The sequence below is a fragment of the Halodesulfovibrio sp. genome (assembly GCF_025210605.1).
GTDB lineage: Bacteria > Desulfobacterota > Desulfovibrionia > Desulfovibrionales > Desulfovibrionaceae > Halodesulfovibrio.
The window spans coordinates 35,590-50,183 of record NZ_JAOARI010000013.1 but is presented as its reverse complement, the minus strand read 5'-3'; the positions used below and the strand labels follow the sequence as shown (position 1 = coordinate 50,183).

General features: G+C 45.7%; 13 protein-coding genes. 5 read left to right on the top strand and 8 right to left on the bottom strand.

The features are described 5' to 3' along the window. Positions 1–381: 381 nt before the first annotated feature. Genes N4A56_RS04300 through N4A56_RS04290 form a run of 3 tightly spaced genes read right to left on the bottom strand, consistent with a single transcriptional unit; the run spans position 382 to position 2,008 of the window. On the bottom strand, positions 382–990 hold the full coding sequence (locus tag N4A56_RS04300; RefSeq protein WP_295545273.1) for a C-GCAxxG-C-C family (seleno)protein: 609 nt from the start codon (positions 988–990) through the stop codon (positions 382–384). Then, positions 977–1,486 (bottom strand): rhodanese-like domain-containing protein, encoded by a 510-nt coding sequence (locus N4A56_RS04295; protein WP_295545272.1) that lies wholly within the window; start codon positions 1,484–1,486, stop codon positions 977–979. The genes N4A56_RS04300 and N4A56_RS04295 overlap by 14 nt, the downstream gene beginning before the upstream one ends. Before the next feature lie 39 nt (positions 1,487–1,525). Then, positions 1,526–2,008, bottom strand: coding sequence for a MauE/DoxX family redox-associated membrane protein (locus tag N4A56_RS04290; protein WP_295545261.1), 483 nt, complete (start codon positions 2,006–2,008; stop codon positions 1,526–1,528). A 155-nt stretch (positions 2,009–2,163) separates the two neighbouring features. Between N4A56_RS04290 and cbiD the strand changes: the two genes are divergently transcribed. From cbiD to N4A56_RS04270, 4 genes are all read left to right on the top strand, one after another. After that, positions 2,164–3,276 (top strand): cobalt-precorrin-5B (C(1))-methyltransferase CbiD, encoded by a 1,113-nt coding sequence (gene cbiD, locus N4A56_RS04285; RefSeq protein WP_295545258.1) that lies wholly within the window; start codon positions 2,164–2,166, stop codon positions 3,274–3,276. Positions 3,277–3,314: 38 nt separating this feature from the next. Beyond that, positions 3,315–4,547, top strand: a complete 1,233-nt coding sequence (gene cbiE / locus N4A56_RS04280) for a precorrin-6y C5,15-methyltransferase (decarboxylating) subunit CbiE (RefSeq protein ID WP_295545256.1) — start codon at positions 3,315–3,317, stop codon at positions 4,545–4,547. 17 nt (positions 4,548–4,564) lie between these two features. Further along, positions 4,565–5,344: a precorrin-4 C(11)-methyltransferase gene (gene cobM / locus N4A56_RS04275; protein WP_295545254.1), complete on the top strand. Its 780-nt coding sequence runs from the start codon at positions 4,565–4,567 to the stop codon at positions 5,342–5,344. Between the two features lie 103 nt (positions 5,345–5,447). After that, positions 5,448–6,308 (top strand): AraC family transcriptional regulator, encoded by an 861-nt coding sequence (locus N4A56_RS04270; protein ID WP_295545252.1) that lies wholly within the window; start codon positions 5,448–5,450, stop codon positions 6,306–6,308. Positions 6,309–6,387: 79 nt separating this feature from the next. Here the strand turns inward: N4A56_RS04270 and N4A56_RS04265 are convergent, their stop codons facing one another. Genes N4A56_RS04265 through mqnE form a run of 3 tightly spaced genes read right to left on the bottom strand, consistent with a single transcriptional unit; the run spans position 6,388 to position 9,476 of the window. Beyond that, complete coding sequence (locus tag N4A56_RS04265) at positions 6,388–7,230, bottom strand: menaquinone biosynthesis protein (RefSeq protein ID WP_295545250.1); 843 nt, start codon at positions 7,228–7,230, stop codon at positions 6,388–6,390. Positions 7,231–7,233: 3 nt separating this feature from the next. Further along, positions 7,234–8,346, bottom strand: a complete 1,113-nt coding sequence (mqnC, locus tag N4A56_RS04260; protein ID WP_295545248.1) for a cyclic dehypoxanthinyl futalosine synthase — start codon at positions 8,344–8,346, stop codon at positions 7,234–7,236. Between the two features lie 2 nt (positions 8,347–8,348). Further along, complete coding sequence (gene mqnE, locus N4A56_RS04255) at positions 8,349–9,476, bottom strand: aminofutalosine synthase MqnE (RefSeq protein ID WP_295545247.1); 1,128 nt, start codon at positions 9,474–9,476, stop codon at positions 8,349–8,351. Positions 9,477–9,767: 291 nt separating this feature from the next. Between mqnE and N4A56_RS04250 the strand changes: the two genes are divergently transcribed. Beyond that, complete coding sequence (locus N4A56_RS04250; RefSeq protein WP_295545246.1) at positions 9,768–10,604, top strand: 1,4-dihydroxy-6-naphthoate synthase; 837 nt, start codon at positions 9,768–9,770, stop codon at positions 10,602–10,604. 301 nt (positions 10,605–10,905) lie between these two features. Here N4A56_RS04250 and N4A56_RS04245 read toward each other — a convergent pair whose 3' ends face one another. Together N4A56_RS04245 and N4A56_RS04240 are read right to left on the bottom strand one after the other, a co-directional pair. Further along, positions 10,906–11,817: a DMT family transporter gene (locus N4A56_RS04245; protein WP_293670350.1), complete on the bottom strand. Its 912-nt coding sequence runs from the start codon at positions 11,815–11,817 to the stop codon at positions 10,906–10,908. After that, positions 11,817–14,009 carry a tetratricopeptide repeat protein gene (locus tag N4A56_RS04240; protein WP_295545243.1) on the bottom strand — a complete coding sequence of 731 codons (2,193 nt, stop codon included), beginning with the start codon at positions 14,007–14,009 and terminating at the stop codon, positions 11,817–11,819. The genes N4A56_RS04245 and N4A56_RS04240 overlap by 1 nt, the downstream gene beginning before the upstream one ends. Between the last annotated feature and the right edge of the window lie 585 nt (positions 14,010–14,594).

Below are 14,594 nucleotides of genomic sequence, written 5' to 3'. Positions count from 1 at the left end.
AGGAGTCTTGGGGCTTGCTTCTGAAGTTGATTGAGTGTACAAACTAGAAAAACCACATAGACCGAACACACAAATTTCACTCTGCGCACCTTCGGGTGCACTCATTGCCACTCAGTCTGTCATCAACTAGCCCGTGTATGGCAGATTGAACCACCGAGGGAGCAGTGGTCTTCTCCTCTGCATTTACTATATGCCTGCAACATATATAAAGAATCTCTCGATCGGCGAACCGACATGCCCACACCTTGTCGGTTCGCCATTTTTTATTCTACGACCTGAAAGACCCTATGACGCAAAAAAGCCGCATGCTAAGCATACGGCTTTTTTGCGTTCCAACACATCGAAACACATCTTACAAATCGAACTGTCCAAACGTAATAACTACCTGTGAGCTAACCGCCAGACACTTTTGCAAACATTACGGAGTACATTTCCAGCTCGCATAGCCAGCACATGACCTTTAGCCAGTGCCTTACGAGGCGTAATATGTGTGTCCTGCCGTTCTGCAATAATAATACGGGCAGCAAGCTCCGTAGCGTTACCTGTGAGCATTGTACACTGAGCAAAATGCTTAGCAGAATCATTTTTTACATGACGAGTAAGACTACGACAACAGGTGGTCTTATGATTACGGACAAACGCATCGTGCAGATTTTTACCACAATCACGGGCGTGGGCATTGCTGTCAGCTAGACGCCCTTTTCCCGTAAACATGCCTACTGATGCCAACCCACCCGCAAGTGCACCGCACATGCATCCGGCAGTTCCGACTCCCATACAAAACGTGGAGCCAAGGTTAATGGCTTCTTCCTCTGAAAGAGAACCGTCAAACGCCTCATTCAAAGTAACCATCACCGCTTCTGCACACAACAATGCGCGGGTTTCGAATAAATTTTCCGCCTGAAGCTTCAGCCGCTCAACAACGGCTTCAGCTTCAGGCGATAATTCAGCATCAACAGGTGATGCTTCTGAATACTTATTTAATTTCATCTACAGGGTAACCAGCTTCTTTCCATGCTTTAATACCACCTGGATGACGATATACATTAGTGTAACCTAATTTACGTGCCCAAGCAGCACCATTGTGAGAACGGGTACACTTAACAAAACCACAGTAGAAAACGAGCATGCGGTCTTTGTCTGCACCGAGGAGTGCTTCAAAGTCTGCCTGAGTTTTACCAGCAGTTTCTTTAGTATCCCATGTTTCCATATCTGGAATTGGGAATAAAATTTGTTTTGCACCAGGGATATGATTCTTTTTGTAAGATGCTTCGTACGGCATGGTATCAATTACGAGAATATCGTTTTTACCCAGTGCGTCATGCAGTTCCTGTGTAGAAATTACTTTATAATCACCACGCTGAACTTCTTTTGCCAGCTTAATAGCTTTGCCTTCAAGTTCTACTTCAGATTCGCCGATGCCCATAAAGCCGCTCAGCATTACAACACCTACCAGCAACATGCTAATAACAAAAATTTTACGCACAACACACTCCAGTTCACAAAACTGTTTTATACAAAAGCGTTACGAAACAATCGTTGTCTGTTTCTTTTGCTTGGATGTCACAAAAAGAAAACAACAAGCCAGTAACAATCCTACATCACGAATGAATGCTTCCTTCAAAGCACTGCCATCATCATATCCAGCTGGTACTTCACCAGCAGCAAAGCACCCGCAGTCCGCAATCGCTAAGCCCTCATAAATAGCGTATCCAAGCACGCCCAGAAACGCTATCGTCATGGCAGTAATTGCCAGAAGACTCCCACGTACATTAAAAATGAGACCGATACCTGCCACAATTTCTAGGACAGGTAGCCCCACCGCAACATACGGCAGTAACGCAAGCGGAACTAAACCGAATTCTTCGATGATAAGCGCAAACCCTCGAATATCCCAAAGCTTTCCTGCTCCGGCATATACAAACAATCCCCCAAGGATAATTCGTACACAAACAATAACGGCAGTTTTTTGAAAAAAGCATGGAATCAGGTTATTAAGCGCATTCATACCGTATAAATTATCACCCTCATTTTTTTTATCAAATCGATAATACCCATCACAATACAAGCTTCGTATCAGCTTTATCTATAGATTCACCAATCATTCATAATGAGAGCAAACTACTTTTTGCAATATAACGCTCTCAGCAGTATACATCGTAGATGGCTGAAAAGAGACTACGCGAAGGTTACACCACTGGTTCATCAGCATCGGCGGCAGCTGGTGCAGCACTCCGTTTGCTGCTTATGCAACAAACGGTAACATCACTAGAAATAGCTCTCCCTCCGTTTTTACCTGAAAACGGAGCTACAGATGAGCCTAACAATCGAAAAATTATTCCTGTCCACTCCGTTATTCTTACTGAATATGGAGCTGTTGGCAGTGTTATAAAAGATGGCGGCGACGACCCTGATGCAACACACGGCTTACACATTGAAGCCCACGTATCGCTTCTACCAGATCGTACTGAAATCATTCTTGAAGGCGGAAAAGGAGTTGGCAAGGTAACGCTTCCCGGACTTCCTGTGCCAGCAGGCAACCCTGCAATCAACCCCGAACCGCAAGAGCAAATTAAGGCAGCAGTTCGCGAAGCATGTGCAGCAGCTGGATATGCCGGAGGAGTCAAGGTACGCATTGTTGTTCCCAAAGGCGAAGAGCAGGCTAAGCATACTATGAACTCCAGACTTGGGATTCTTGGTGGTATTTCCATTTTAGGAACCCGTGGGACTGTGAAGCCATACAGCCACAGTTCATGGAAAGCGACCGTGCTGCAAGGTATGGATGTAGCCCTTGCAGCGGGTGCTGAGTGCATCGGCTTTTCCACAGGCAGGCGGAGCGAACGACTCCTCATGGAAGCACTGCCAGACTGGAAAGAGCTTGCCTTTGTACAAGCAGCAGACTTTGCCCAGTTCTCTTTAGAATCTGCGGCAGAAAAAGGATTCAAGTGTGCAGCGTGGTCATGTTTTTTCGGAAAACTCGTCAAGCTGGCACAAGGCCATGCGTATACCCACGCTAAAACAGCCCCTATAGATTTCGTGACTCTTGCTGCATGGTGCCAAGAAGCTGGTATCAACAAAACTCTGTTACCAGAAATAATTAATGCGAACACCGCACGACAAGTTCTTGATATTATCAGTAACGACCCCAAAAAAGATGCTGCATTGCATCACGTAGCCACCATCGCACGAGACAAAGCACAGCATTGGGCAAAAAACAATGTAAAGATAACAGTGTATCTTTTCGATTTTGACGGCTCACTTCTTACCATTGTTTAATGCACACCTATTGCGACCTGAAACCTGCTGGAGATAGTATGGCTATTCATATTGTCGGTCTTGGAATTGACCCGGATATACTCCCTGAAGCTCACAAACAACTCATTACAGATGCCGACGTACTGGTAGGCGGCAAACGACAGCTTGCGGCATACGCTACCCCCGACACAGAATCCATCGCTATCACTGCCCCGTTGAGCAGCGTCTTCGAAGCTATGGCATCCAGCTACCATGCACGTAAAAAAGTAGTAGTCATTGCAGATGGCGACCCGCTCTTTTTTGGTATAGGTGACAGAATTATCAAAGAATTTGGATCTGAAAACGTTATTATCCACCCGAACACCGCTACAGTGCAGGCAATTGCCAGCAAAGCCAAAGTGTCGTGGCAGCACATGCATATGGTATCGTTGCACGGGCGTAATAACTACGTCCCTTTATATACGTCTGTGATGCAATATGACTACATTACGGTGCTCACAGACAACATCAACATACCTGCTGTTATCGCCCAAAAGCTTCTAGATAGAGGCGTAAGCTGGTTCCGCATGAGCATTTTTGAAGATATGGGAACCGAAAACGAAGTCGTTTCAACCTGCTCTCTTGAAGAAGCAAGCAACCGCAGTTTTTCCAAGCTGAATGCAGTGTTTCTTGAACGCATCGGACAGCCTCCGCATGCCCTGCGCATAGGTATTCCTGACACAGAACTTACTACGGAACGAAACTTAATCACAAAGCGCCCAGTACGCTCAGTGTCCATTGGTCTCCTTGAACTGAAGCCACAGCATACTATGTGGGACATCGGTGCAGGAAGTGGTTCTGTCAGCATCGAAGCTGCACATCTTCTTTCAAAAGGAGCGGTGTATGCAATTGAGCGTAAGAGCGAACGGATAGATTTGATTCGTCAAAACCGTGCCCGATTCGGGGCAGTCAATGTTGACGTGCGACATGGCGACGCGCAAAAGAACCTCGACGACCTCCCGACACCCGACAGAATTTTTATCGGTGGCGGACTTGGTTCAGACAGCACACTACTTGAACCGCTTTGCGACAGGCTTCGACAAAACGGAATTATTGTTGCCAACTGTACCTTACTCTCAAGCCTTGAGATTGCCAAAAATCACTTCAAGGCTCTTGGATGGGAATATGCGGTGACACTCATTCAGTCCGCTACGTCACATCCTTTGGCAGGAGATGTCCGGCTGGACAGTATGAACCCCATTTTTATAATCAGCGCACACAAGCCTGCATCAGGCAACCACACTGAAAAATAAAACGATACGGAATAGATATGACAACCACACGTCCTGAATGGAACACCGCACCTGTATGGTTCATCGGTGCAGGCCCCGGTGACCCTGAGCTCATAACAGTAAAAGGTGCCCGCATGATTGCAGAAGCAGATCTCGTACTCTACGCAGGTTCGCTTGTTCCCCCTGTCATCATTGAAGGTGCAAAAGAGTCAGCAACCGTTATGGACTCTGCTCCTATGAATCTCGAAGAAACACATGCAGCAATCGTTGAGACTGTCCGCAACGGCGGTACGGTTGCGCGTGTTCATACTGGCGACCCAAGCCTTTACGGTGCCATACGAGAACAGATGCACTTGCTGGATAAAGAGCAAATCGGCTACGGCACTATCCCCGGTGTTACAGCAAGCTTTGCGGCAGCCGCTGCCTCCGCTGCCCCTCTCACTGTGCCAGAACAATCACAATCCGTAATAATCACAAGACTTGAAGGGCGAACTCCAGTACCTGAAACAGAAAAGCTACGCGATATGGCAAAGCACCGCTGTGCAATGGCTGTGTACCTTTCAGCTGCCCACCCGGAGCGCCTTGTTGAAGAACTACGCGCCGGAGGACTTGAGGATGACGTAGTGGTTGTCATAGCCTACCGCGTTGGATGGGCTGAGCAAAAGATTATCCGTTCAACCATCGGCGAACTTTGCGACGTGGTTGCAGAACATAATCTGAACCGCCAAACCGTTTTCCTTGTTCTCCCCGGAGAGGACAACAAAGAACATTTTTCAAAACTTTATGATGCAGGCTTTTTACACGGGTTTAGAAAGTAGTATTTTTTATTGCGGGCTGAATTCACTTTCTGCCCGCATTTTTTATTTAAATTTCTAAAAAACGATCAAGAAATACAATCCGCGTTGTGGTAAAGACATCAACATGAACGCCAAAAAAGTACATATCCGGAAACGAATCGAACAAGTACAGCGGTACATCGAAGAACACCTCGATACCCCTGTGACACTTGAGATGCTTGCCGAGCAGTGCGGCTATTCTACACTCTATTTCCATTCAATTTTCACCGGTATGGTCGGTGAAGGTGTAAAGGAATATCAACGTAGATTATGCCTGCAACGGGCAGCACGCCAACTACTGCTCACTGACAAATCGATCATGAATATCGCTTTAGAAGCAGGGTACGAATCGCAAGAAGGATTTTCCCGTGCTTTCAAAAAACGCTTCGACTTTCCACCACTCAAGTTTAGAAAACTACAGCCACAGTATAATACGTTATCTGGAGGAAAACTTATGAATACCACAACGCTCCCCACCTCTGATCTTACCGTAACTATAAAAAATTGTACTCCAATCACTGTTGCAGCAGTGAGACATACAGGTCCCTACGCTAACTGCAAAAACGCATTCAAAACCTTACACAAATGGTCAAGAGCAAACGGACTTTACGGAACATACAGACCTGTAGTCGGGGTTAGTTATGATGACCCGCGAACAACCCCACAAGAAAAATTGCGCTATGATGCTTGCATGGCTATACCGGAAAACTTTGTTGTTGCAGGTGAGGCACGCAAATATGTAATTCACGGTGGACGCTACGCATGCTGCATCCATAAAGGTTCATATGCTACCATGCCACAAACATTTACCGCTATTTTAGGGCACTGGCTGCCAGATTCAGGCGAAGAGCTTACAAACCATCCACCGCTCGAAGTCTACCTCAACTGCCCGTCAGTTACTGCGGAAGCAGAGTTACGCACCGAAATACGAATCCCGTTAAAATAGCCCCTCCCAGTATTTACCCAGAAAAAAGGGCTGTCCTATATGTAGGACAGCCCTTCATCATTAGTAAGTGATAGTAAAATCAGCATGTATGGGAATAAAATTCAAGCTCAGGAGCGAACGGTATTTCTCCAGCCTCAGCAAGTCGTTTCATAAACAAACGTAAGCCTTTCTGCTCTTCCTCACCAAGATCATACACTAAGCTATTGAAATATTGAGTAAGCCCATCGCTCCCCATATATCCTGCTTTTTCTGCGAGACGGATAACGTATTCGATATTGTCTCGTCCCCATTGTTTAGCATTTGCAAACAACTCAACAGGATTCTGCGAAAAACAACCAGACTCAACAGATTTTCGAGAGACAATCCACACCCCGAAAATAAAAGGGAGTCCAGTCCACTCTCGCCATGCTTCACCTAAATCAAGCCGGTACGGGTAACGCTCGTCGTTTGCAAGCCGCAAGGCTTCGTCACCAATACATAGTGCAGCAACGGGTAAATCGCCCTTATCTATATAGTCAGATACAGAGCCTGTTTTGTACGAAACATCCTGCTTTAAACAATCACGGAATAACATCCGTAACAGTGCGGCAGAGGTATGCGACTGCGCTGTGGTGAGAATTTCTTCCCCATCCAACTCTGAAATAGGCTTCTGACTTATCAGCAGCACGCTCATAACAGGCCCGGCGCTGCCTATCGCAATGTCAGGTAGCAAAAAGTACTTTTCTGGATGCCGCGCATATTCAAAAGATGAACAGGAAGACACATCCAGATTTCCGGCTTCCATCTGCTCATTAAGTTCTGCGGGAGTACCGTAGACCAGCTCAAAATTTTCTCCAAGCTGACCGGATTCCAAAGGATGATAGATAGGCAGTACATTCAGGTATCGAATGCGCCCGACCCGTACTTTTTTGGATTCCTGCACAGACTAGGCTTCCTTACCTTCAATGAGAGAATAATCCATTGTCCGCTGTTTCGGAGTAAATCCAGCAGCTTCAACAATGGAATGAATTTCATCGCGTGTAAGACGGAAAGAGGTTCCTGCCGCCGCAACAACATTCTCTTCTATCATCAAAGAACCAAAATCGTTTGCACCGTAAGAAAGGGAAAGCTGTGCAATCTCAGGTCCCATAGTCACCCATGAAGCTTGGATATTGTCGATGTTATCAAGCACAATACGGGACATGGCGAGTACGCGCAGATAGCCGGAGCTCGGCTCTGGTCTGCAAGAAATATTGGTATTACCCGGCTGGAATGTCCAAGGAATGAATGCTGTAAAACCGTTTGTTCTATCCTGTACTTCACGCACGGCAAACAAATGTTCAATACGATCTTCCAACGTCTCTTCGTGTCCGAACATCATGGTCGCTGTTGTATTCAGCCCCTGATAGTGTGCCTCTTCCATCACAGCAAGCCAGCGGGTTGCACTACATTTGTTAGGGGAAACACGTTTGCGGACATCATCCACAAGAATTTCAGCGCCGCCGCCCGGTATAGAATCAAGACCGGCAGCACGCAGTCGTGCAATAACATCCTTAACAAGTAAATTTTCATTTTCGGCAAAGAACACAATCTCAGGTGGAGAAAATGCATGCACATGAATTGATGGGTACGTTGTTTTAATCCATAGAATCATGTCTTCATAAAATTCCATTGTCAGGTCAGGATGATGCCCACCCTGCATAAGAATCTGTGTTCCACCAAGAGCTATGGTTTCTTCAATTTTTTGCCCAAGTTCTTCTTTAGAGATGACGTACCCGCCATCAGTCTCTGCTTTATCCGGTGCAACAAAGAAAGCACAGAAGCGGCATGCGCAGCTACAAATGTTGGAATAGTTAATATTGCGATCCGCAACATATGTCACAATACGTTCAGGATGTTTTGCAAAGCGTACCTGATTGGCAAGATATGCAAGAGTATGCAAGCTTGCTTCACTATACAGAACATTTGCTTCGCCTTTATCGATGCGTTTGCCGCGAAGAACTTTTTTAGAAATTTCAATTACGGCGTCGTTTTCATGAAAAGGACTATGAACAAACACGGCTACGCCTCCTGATTCTCTACAATTACGGGCTTGAAGAAACTGTTACGACGTACCGGATTAAAACCGGAGCGAGTAATCATCTCTTCCAGCTGCGGGATAGTCATAGCCTGATCTGACTGTGCACCGGCATCGTGACCGATTTTTTCTTCTACAATAGTTCCGTCCAGATCATCTGCACCAAAATGCAATGCAGCCTGTGCAAGCTTAACGCCCAGCATCACCCAGTACGATTTAATATGCGGAATGTTATCCAGCATCAGGCGGGAAACTGCGATAGTCCGTAATTTATCCAGACCGGTGTGTTTACCTTTACGCTCTTCCGGCAACTCAAGCATGCTGTTTTCAGTAAGGAAAGGAAGCGGGATAAAACACGAGAATCCGTTTGTTTCATCTTGAAGTTTTCGGAGCTTATCCAGATGGTCAAGCCGGTCTTCAATAGACTCCAGATGACCGAAGAGCATGGTACAGTTTGAGGTAATACCCAGATTATGTGCTTCGCGCGCCACAGAAAGCCACTCATCACCGGTAGCTTTACGCGGACAAATTTTTTCACGTACTTCAGGTGCAAAAATTTCTGCACCGCCACCCGGCATTGCTTCAAGCCCAGCAGCTTTTAATCGCTCTAATACTTCCTGTGTTGAAATATTTTCCAGTTCTGCAAAATGTGCAATTTCAACTGCGGTAAATGCTTTTACAACAATATCCGAGTATGTTTTTTTAATACGTGCAATTGCTTCTTCAAAAAAACTCAATGGAAGTTTCGGGTGACAGCCACCAACAATATGCACTTCATCATACGGAAGACCATCTTTAGGATCGAGCTTTGCAATAATGTCATCCACAGTTAAGCAAAATGCTCCTTCCTGCTCATCTTTTTCCTTTTGGTAGGCGCAGAAAAGACAAGCATTTACGCAAACATTTGTGTAATTGACATGACGGTTAAGAACATAATACGTGGAATCCCCGTGCATACGGGTACGAACGTGATGCGCTAACGCGCCAAGGGCATTTATATCTTCACAGTCGAACAGTTTTTTTCCATCTTCAATGGATAACCGTTCGCCGTTCATAACCTTTTCAAATACACTACCCAATCCAAGACGGGTGTAGTAATCAGCATCTAACATAATTACAGTCTCCAGATGTCTACTAAAACAACCACGCTCTACGCGTTATCAAAAGACAGTATCTTGATGTACTGTTGTTACCGCAGTATGCAAAGCAAATCAAAACGTTCCAATTTACCTAACAATTAATACACAGTATAATAAAAAAGCGGCAACACCTGCGTGTGGTCTTCGGCGGGCTGAGTATCTGCCTGCATGCGCGCTATGTCAACCGTAAGAATATGCACAAACAACCCATTGTAAGTGCGCTTGTAACAGAACAACATACTCCCGTACACCGGAGGTTTTTTTATGCAGCTGGAACTCGGAATTTCTCCTTGTCCTAACGACACATGGATTTTCTTTGCCCTTGCAAACAAGAAAATTGATATGCCGTTCGACATTACTATGTATATGGCAGATGTAGAAGATTTAAACATTCGCGCCCGTAAAGGTGATATCAGCGCCACCAAACTTTCTGTTGCCGCCATGACGGACTGCCTTGATGACTACATTTTACTGCGAACCGGCGGTGCGCTCGGCAGAGGCTGTGGCCCTATCGTTGTAACTAAGCAAGACACCTGCTTCCAGTCCGCACGGGAAGCAGATAAAAAAGTAGCCATTCCCGGCAAGCTTACCACTGCCAACATGCTTCTTTCGCTCAACAATTCCCTTAAGGGAGAACGTGTTGAGATGCTTTTCGATCAAGTCATGCCTGCTGTGCAGTCCGGTGCAGTAGATGCAGGTGTTGTCATCCACGAAGGGCGTTTCACATACGAAAATTTTGGACTCAAAAAAGTTCTCGACCTCGGTCAATGGTGGGAAAACACAACGAACCTTCCATTGCCGCTCGGAGCTATCGCCATCCGTCGGGATCTCGGTATGGAAAAAGCAAGGCAGCTGGAAAAAGCAATTCGAGCAAGCCTGAGTTACGTGCAACAACATCCAGAAGAAGCAACTGCTTATATTAAAGAGCATGCACAAGAAATGGATGATGCTGTTATCAAAGAACACATTGCAACCTTCGTAAACGAATTTTCAATGGAACTTGGTGCTGACGGAGAGTATGCCATCCAACTGTTACTAGAAAAAGCATTCGAGCTAGCTGGCAAACCAATGCCTGATCTTCCTGTATTTGTTACTGATTAAATCGCTGTTGCCTTTTTAAAGTAACACCCTGATTGCCTCCGGCGGCGCTTGCCAGCGGGACTTTAAGAACCTTTTGCGACAAAAGGTTCTTAAAAATCTCCAAAAACTTTTACGAGCGGCTAACTATTCTTGTTTACATTGTTCGTAGCCGCGCTAGAGTTTTATTCGCTCGTTGTAAGAAAATTAATTACGACAAAAAAATGGCTGCCCTACCTTATGTAGGACAGCCATTTTTTAGTGTTTGAAATATAATTAAGTTCGCGAAGAAAACTCACTTAAACTTAAAACAACATCACAAAGATTAATCTCTTTTATTTGCCGCAACAGCCTGTTGACCATATATTCCCATGCCTATAGCAAAGAGAACCAGCGCCACTCCTAAAAGTCCGTAAGCTCCTGTAGGGCGATTGAAAAACAATACATCCCACACAAAGGCTAGCGCAGGTTGCAGCAGCATAAGAAGTCCCGCAATTGCCGCTGGTAATTCGGGAAGTCCTTTCGAGATAAAAGCCCACCCTATGCCTTGGCAAAAAACACCGTACGCAACAAGGTATCCCCAGTCATGCACTGTCGGAATAACAAACGAACCACCTTTTGCCTGCATAGCGACGCCGATACAAGCGGCTGTCAACAATGAAATTATCCCCATATTGGCAAATAATGGCAGCTTCTTTGGTGTTGACTGCGACTGCCGAAGCGTAATGATGTAGCAAGAGTAAGACACCGCTGTAAGAATACCAAAAAACAAGCCCCACAAAATATCAGATGAGACTTCATTTAAATCGAGTCCAATCAGAAGAAATAGCCCAAAGACAGCAAGCGGCAATGCCGCTATAAGCCGTTTGGAAATAATTTCTTTGAACAGAAGAGCACCGAATGCTGCCGTAACGAAAACTTGCAGATTGCCAAGAATCGTCGCGAGACCGGGTCCCACATACACAATGGCTCTATGCCAGCATTGAAGATCTATTGCAAAAAAGACAGCCGTGAGCGTTACAAGCCCCCAAATTTTAAGGGGAACCGAAATGCGTTCTCGGCTGGCAGCAGAAAGCAACATAAGCGTAATGCCACCAAACAACACACGATAAAAGGCTGAGTTATCTGGAGATACAGAAGTAAGCCGCACCAAAACCGGAGAAAAACTAATAATCAACGCACCAATCGGCACCGCAATATACGGTGTCGAAAAAAACGCCTTAACCTGTTGCCGCACTATAACTCACCTGCTTTCACCAGCGCTTGATGCGCTTCCTGTTTCTTACCGCATGCTTCTAGAGCACGCGCAAGCTGGAGCCATGCTCCTTTAAAATCCGGTCGCAACGCTGCTGCCTGTCGTGCCAGCACTTCTGCAATTTCAGGATCTTCTCCCCCATCCAGATAAATACGCGCCATTAACTCCAACGCTACAGCGTCTTGCGGATTATACAACAGTGCCTGATGTAAATGCTCACGGGCTTTAACCGGATTCTCTTCTTTCAGGCATAATCGTGCAAAGTTTCGTTCCACGAGAGGTTTGTTCTCATCTAACGCACGGGCGCGCTCAAAAAATTCACGGGCTTTAGCAAAATCTTTTTCCTGCTCACTCACCTGCCCTAAGCGGATAAGGGAGAAGAAATGCTTGTCGTCGCGCGAAAGACAATCATCATAATATTGTCGTGCATCAACAAAATGCCCAAGCGTTTGCGATATGTGCCCAAGATTATACAATGCCATTACATCGTCTTCATCGCGAGCAAGTGCACCTTCAAAGTGCTTACGGGCTTCTTCCTTACGCCCTAAGCCAGCATAGCAGACACCAAGAGAGTTCCAGGCAAGGGTGTTGTCTTCATCAGCAAGCAATGCCCGCTTATATTCCTCGATTGCACCGAACGGGTCATTCTTAGAATAAAATTTATCAGCACTGATGTTCAAAGCAAGGGAATCAAGAATCCCCACTCGTGGCTCCGGCAACAGCATTGCATACTCAAGCGCTTTCAAACAACATTCCAGCGCATCACCTTTGCGGTAATCAAGGTACGGATAACAAAATACACCCACAGATGCTTCGATTCCAAGGGTAGCCAGTAAACGCACACAAAGTTCATTGAAAAGAACCTGTACAAATTCCGGCTTTCCTTCTGGATAAAAGCAGATAAGCGAGTTTATGCCGTACCGCCCGCCAATCATGTCATTACCAAGAAGATCGCGGCACAGCTGAGTTGCTTCCGCTAAGATTTGTTCCCCTGCTCCACCATTGTCATGCGGCATGCGGGATAATCGTACCAGCGCGAGAGCGAAGGAGTCTGTCTTTTCACGCTCCTTGGTAAATCGCGCAATAAAATCTCTATGCTTGTACAGCCCTGTTAAAGAATCGAACTGTTCTGCTGTATCGTTATTGTCAACGGCGGAACTGATCCCTTTTTCTTCCGGCAACAGCTTAATTGCATCAGTCGGTTCAAAGGACCATGTAGGGTCACCCATGTGCATAATTTCTGCAATGGAATCTGCTTCACGTACTTCCATAAGTACTAGCTCACCCTTGTAGAGAGGGTGGCGCTTAATCAACGAATTTGATGGCGTGCCACCAGCTTGGCTTGAGCTGTAGTTACATGACCATACGGAAAAACGCTGCCCTTCCCGTGCTCCCATAGAACCGCCAACATCTACAACAACACGATTTAGCGGCAGAACCTCACGCACAGCTCCACCTTCATGCAAAAGACGGTTGAAGCCAAGCACATGCGGAGTGGTAAGGGTCTTTCCAAGCCGTTTAGCAACATTTGAACTAATGCGCGCTTTACGAATCAGCAAACGGCTTTGCTCATCGCTATCCAAATCAAACTGTGCCCCTTCAAAATCCTGAGGGAATGCAGCATATCCCGCCGCAACATCCACTCCAACCCTGTGTTCGGTCACGTCATGCACTTTTTGGATAGCCCGAAGCGTATTCACAGCTTCTACGGCTATTTTTCGACATGAACTGGAAGTACCTGTCGGAATCAAAATGGCATACTCATAGTCACCGCTGTTGCAGACAAACGCCTGTTCAGGAGTCACCGAAGAAAGCGCATCCGCAAATTGAACAGCCAAGTCTTCGGCAAAAAGATGTCCAAAATCCATCGCAACAGAGCGCAAGCCAGAAAGATCAAGCAGCACAACACCTACTGAGGCTCTATACTCTTCACTTCCTGCTGTCTCACCCGAAAGATGAAAGCCTTCGCGAATCATACGCAATTCACGGTTTGCTGCGTGATGTAAGTAGTCACGATTAAACAACCCGTTTTTTGCGTTGGTGATACTGGATTTTATACCCTGTATTTTTTCAAGAGCGAGCGTTGCTACAGCCGGTAATATAGCGACAAGCGTTTTAGGAGCCCTGATCGTTACCCCTCTGGCGACAAACTGCCCATAAAATTTATTATTCATCACCAGTGGTAGCAAAAGTTTTTTTTCTTTTGCATCCCACACAGCTTCAAGGCTTTGTATTTTCCGTGGAAAATACAAACTATACGACGAATAATTGATGATAGATTTTATCGACTCCGCTAGGAAATGCTCATACGTTATGAGATCATACCGGCTCAATTGTGTCCGCTCTGAATTCAGAATATCTATTTGCGCTTTCATAACCATTTTTTATACATGGGTTATACCATAAAGGAAAGAATCTATTACATTTTCCCCGAGACACAGGGAAACTACACAACAATGTTTACCATAGTACATTTGCAGGGTTGATTTCGATATTCTATACACTGAGATACTAAACAATTTTTTCTCCTGCCAAGACAAAAGAAAAAACGTTAAAAGCGTAGCAACGCTACGTCGAAACAAATTTCTTGCTGCTAATGCAGTAAGGAAAAGAAGATAGCAGCACAAGTTTACACGTGAGCACCACGCCCTAGAATTAAATACCAAAACACGCTACCACAGTAGGTGAAACTATAGCTAACGCCTTTACCTGCCGGACTACATCTAGTGGTGCAGCACAGGTGACAGCAAAAAGACTGG

Bases quoted from the DNA above. Each gene is read 5' to 3' on its own strand.
- N4A56_RS04300 (WP_295545273.1), bottom strand. From the start codon at position 990: ATGAAATTAAATAAGTATTCAGAAGCATCACCTGTTGATGCTGAATTA.
- N4A56_RS04290 (WP_295545261.1), bottom strand. From the start codon at position 2,008: ATGAATGCGCTTAATAACCTGATTCCATGCTTTTTTCAAAAAACTGCC.
- cbiD (WP_295545258.1), top strand. From the start codon at position 2,164: ATGGCTGAAAAGAGACTACGCGAAGGTTACACCACTGGTTCATCAGCA.
- cbiE (WP_295545256.1), top strand. From the start codon at position 3,315: ATGGCTATTCATATTGTCGGTCTTGGAATTGACCCGGATATACTCCCT.
- cobM (WP_295545254.1), top strand. From the start codon at position 4,565: ATGACAACCACACGTCCTGAATGGAACACCGCACCTGTATGGTTCATC.
- N4A56_RS04270 (WP_295545252.1), top strand. From the start codon at position 5,448: ATGAACGCCAAAAAAGTACATATCCGGAAACGAATCGAACAAGTACAG.
- mqnE (WP_295545247.1), bottom strand. From the start codon at position 9,476: ATGTTAGATGCTGATTACTACACCCGTCTTGGATTGGGTAGTGTATTT.
- N4A56_RS04250 (WP_295545246.1), top strand. From the start codon at position 9,768: ATGCAGCTGGAACTCGGAATTTCTCCTTGTCCTAACGACACATGGATT.
- N4A56_RS04240 (WP_295545243.1), bottom strand. From the start codon at position 14,009: ATGAATAATAAATTTTATGGGCAGTTTGTCGCCAGAGGGGTAACGATC.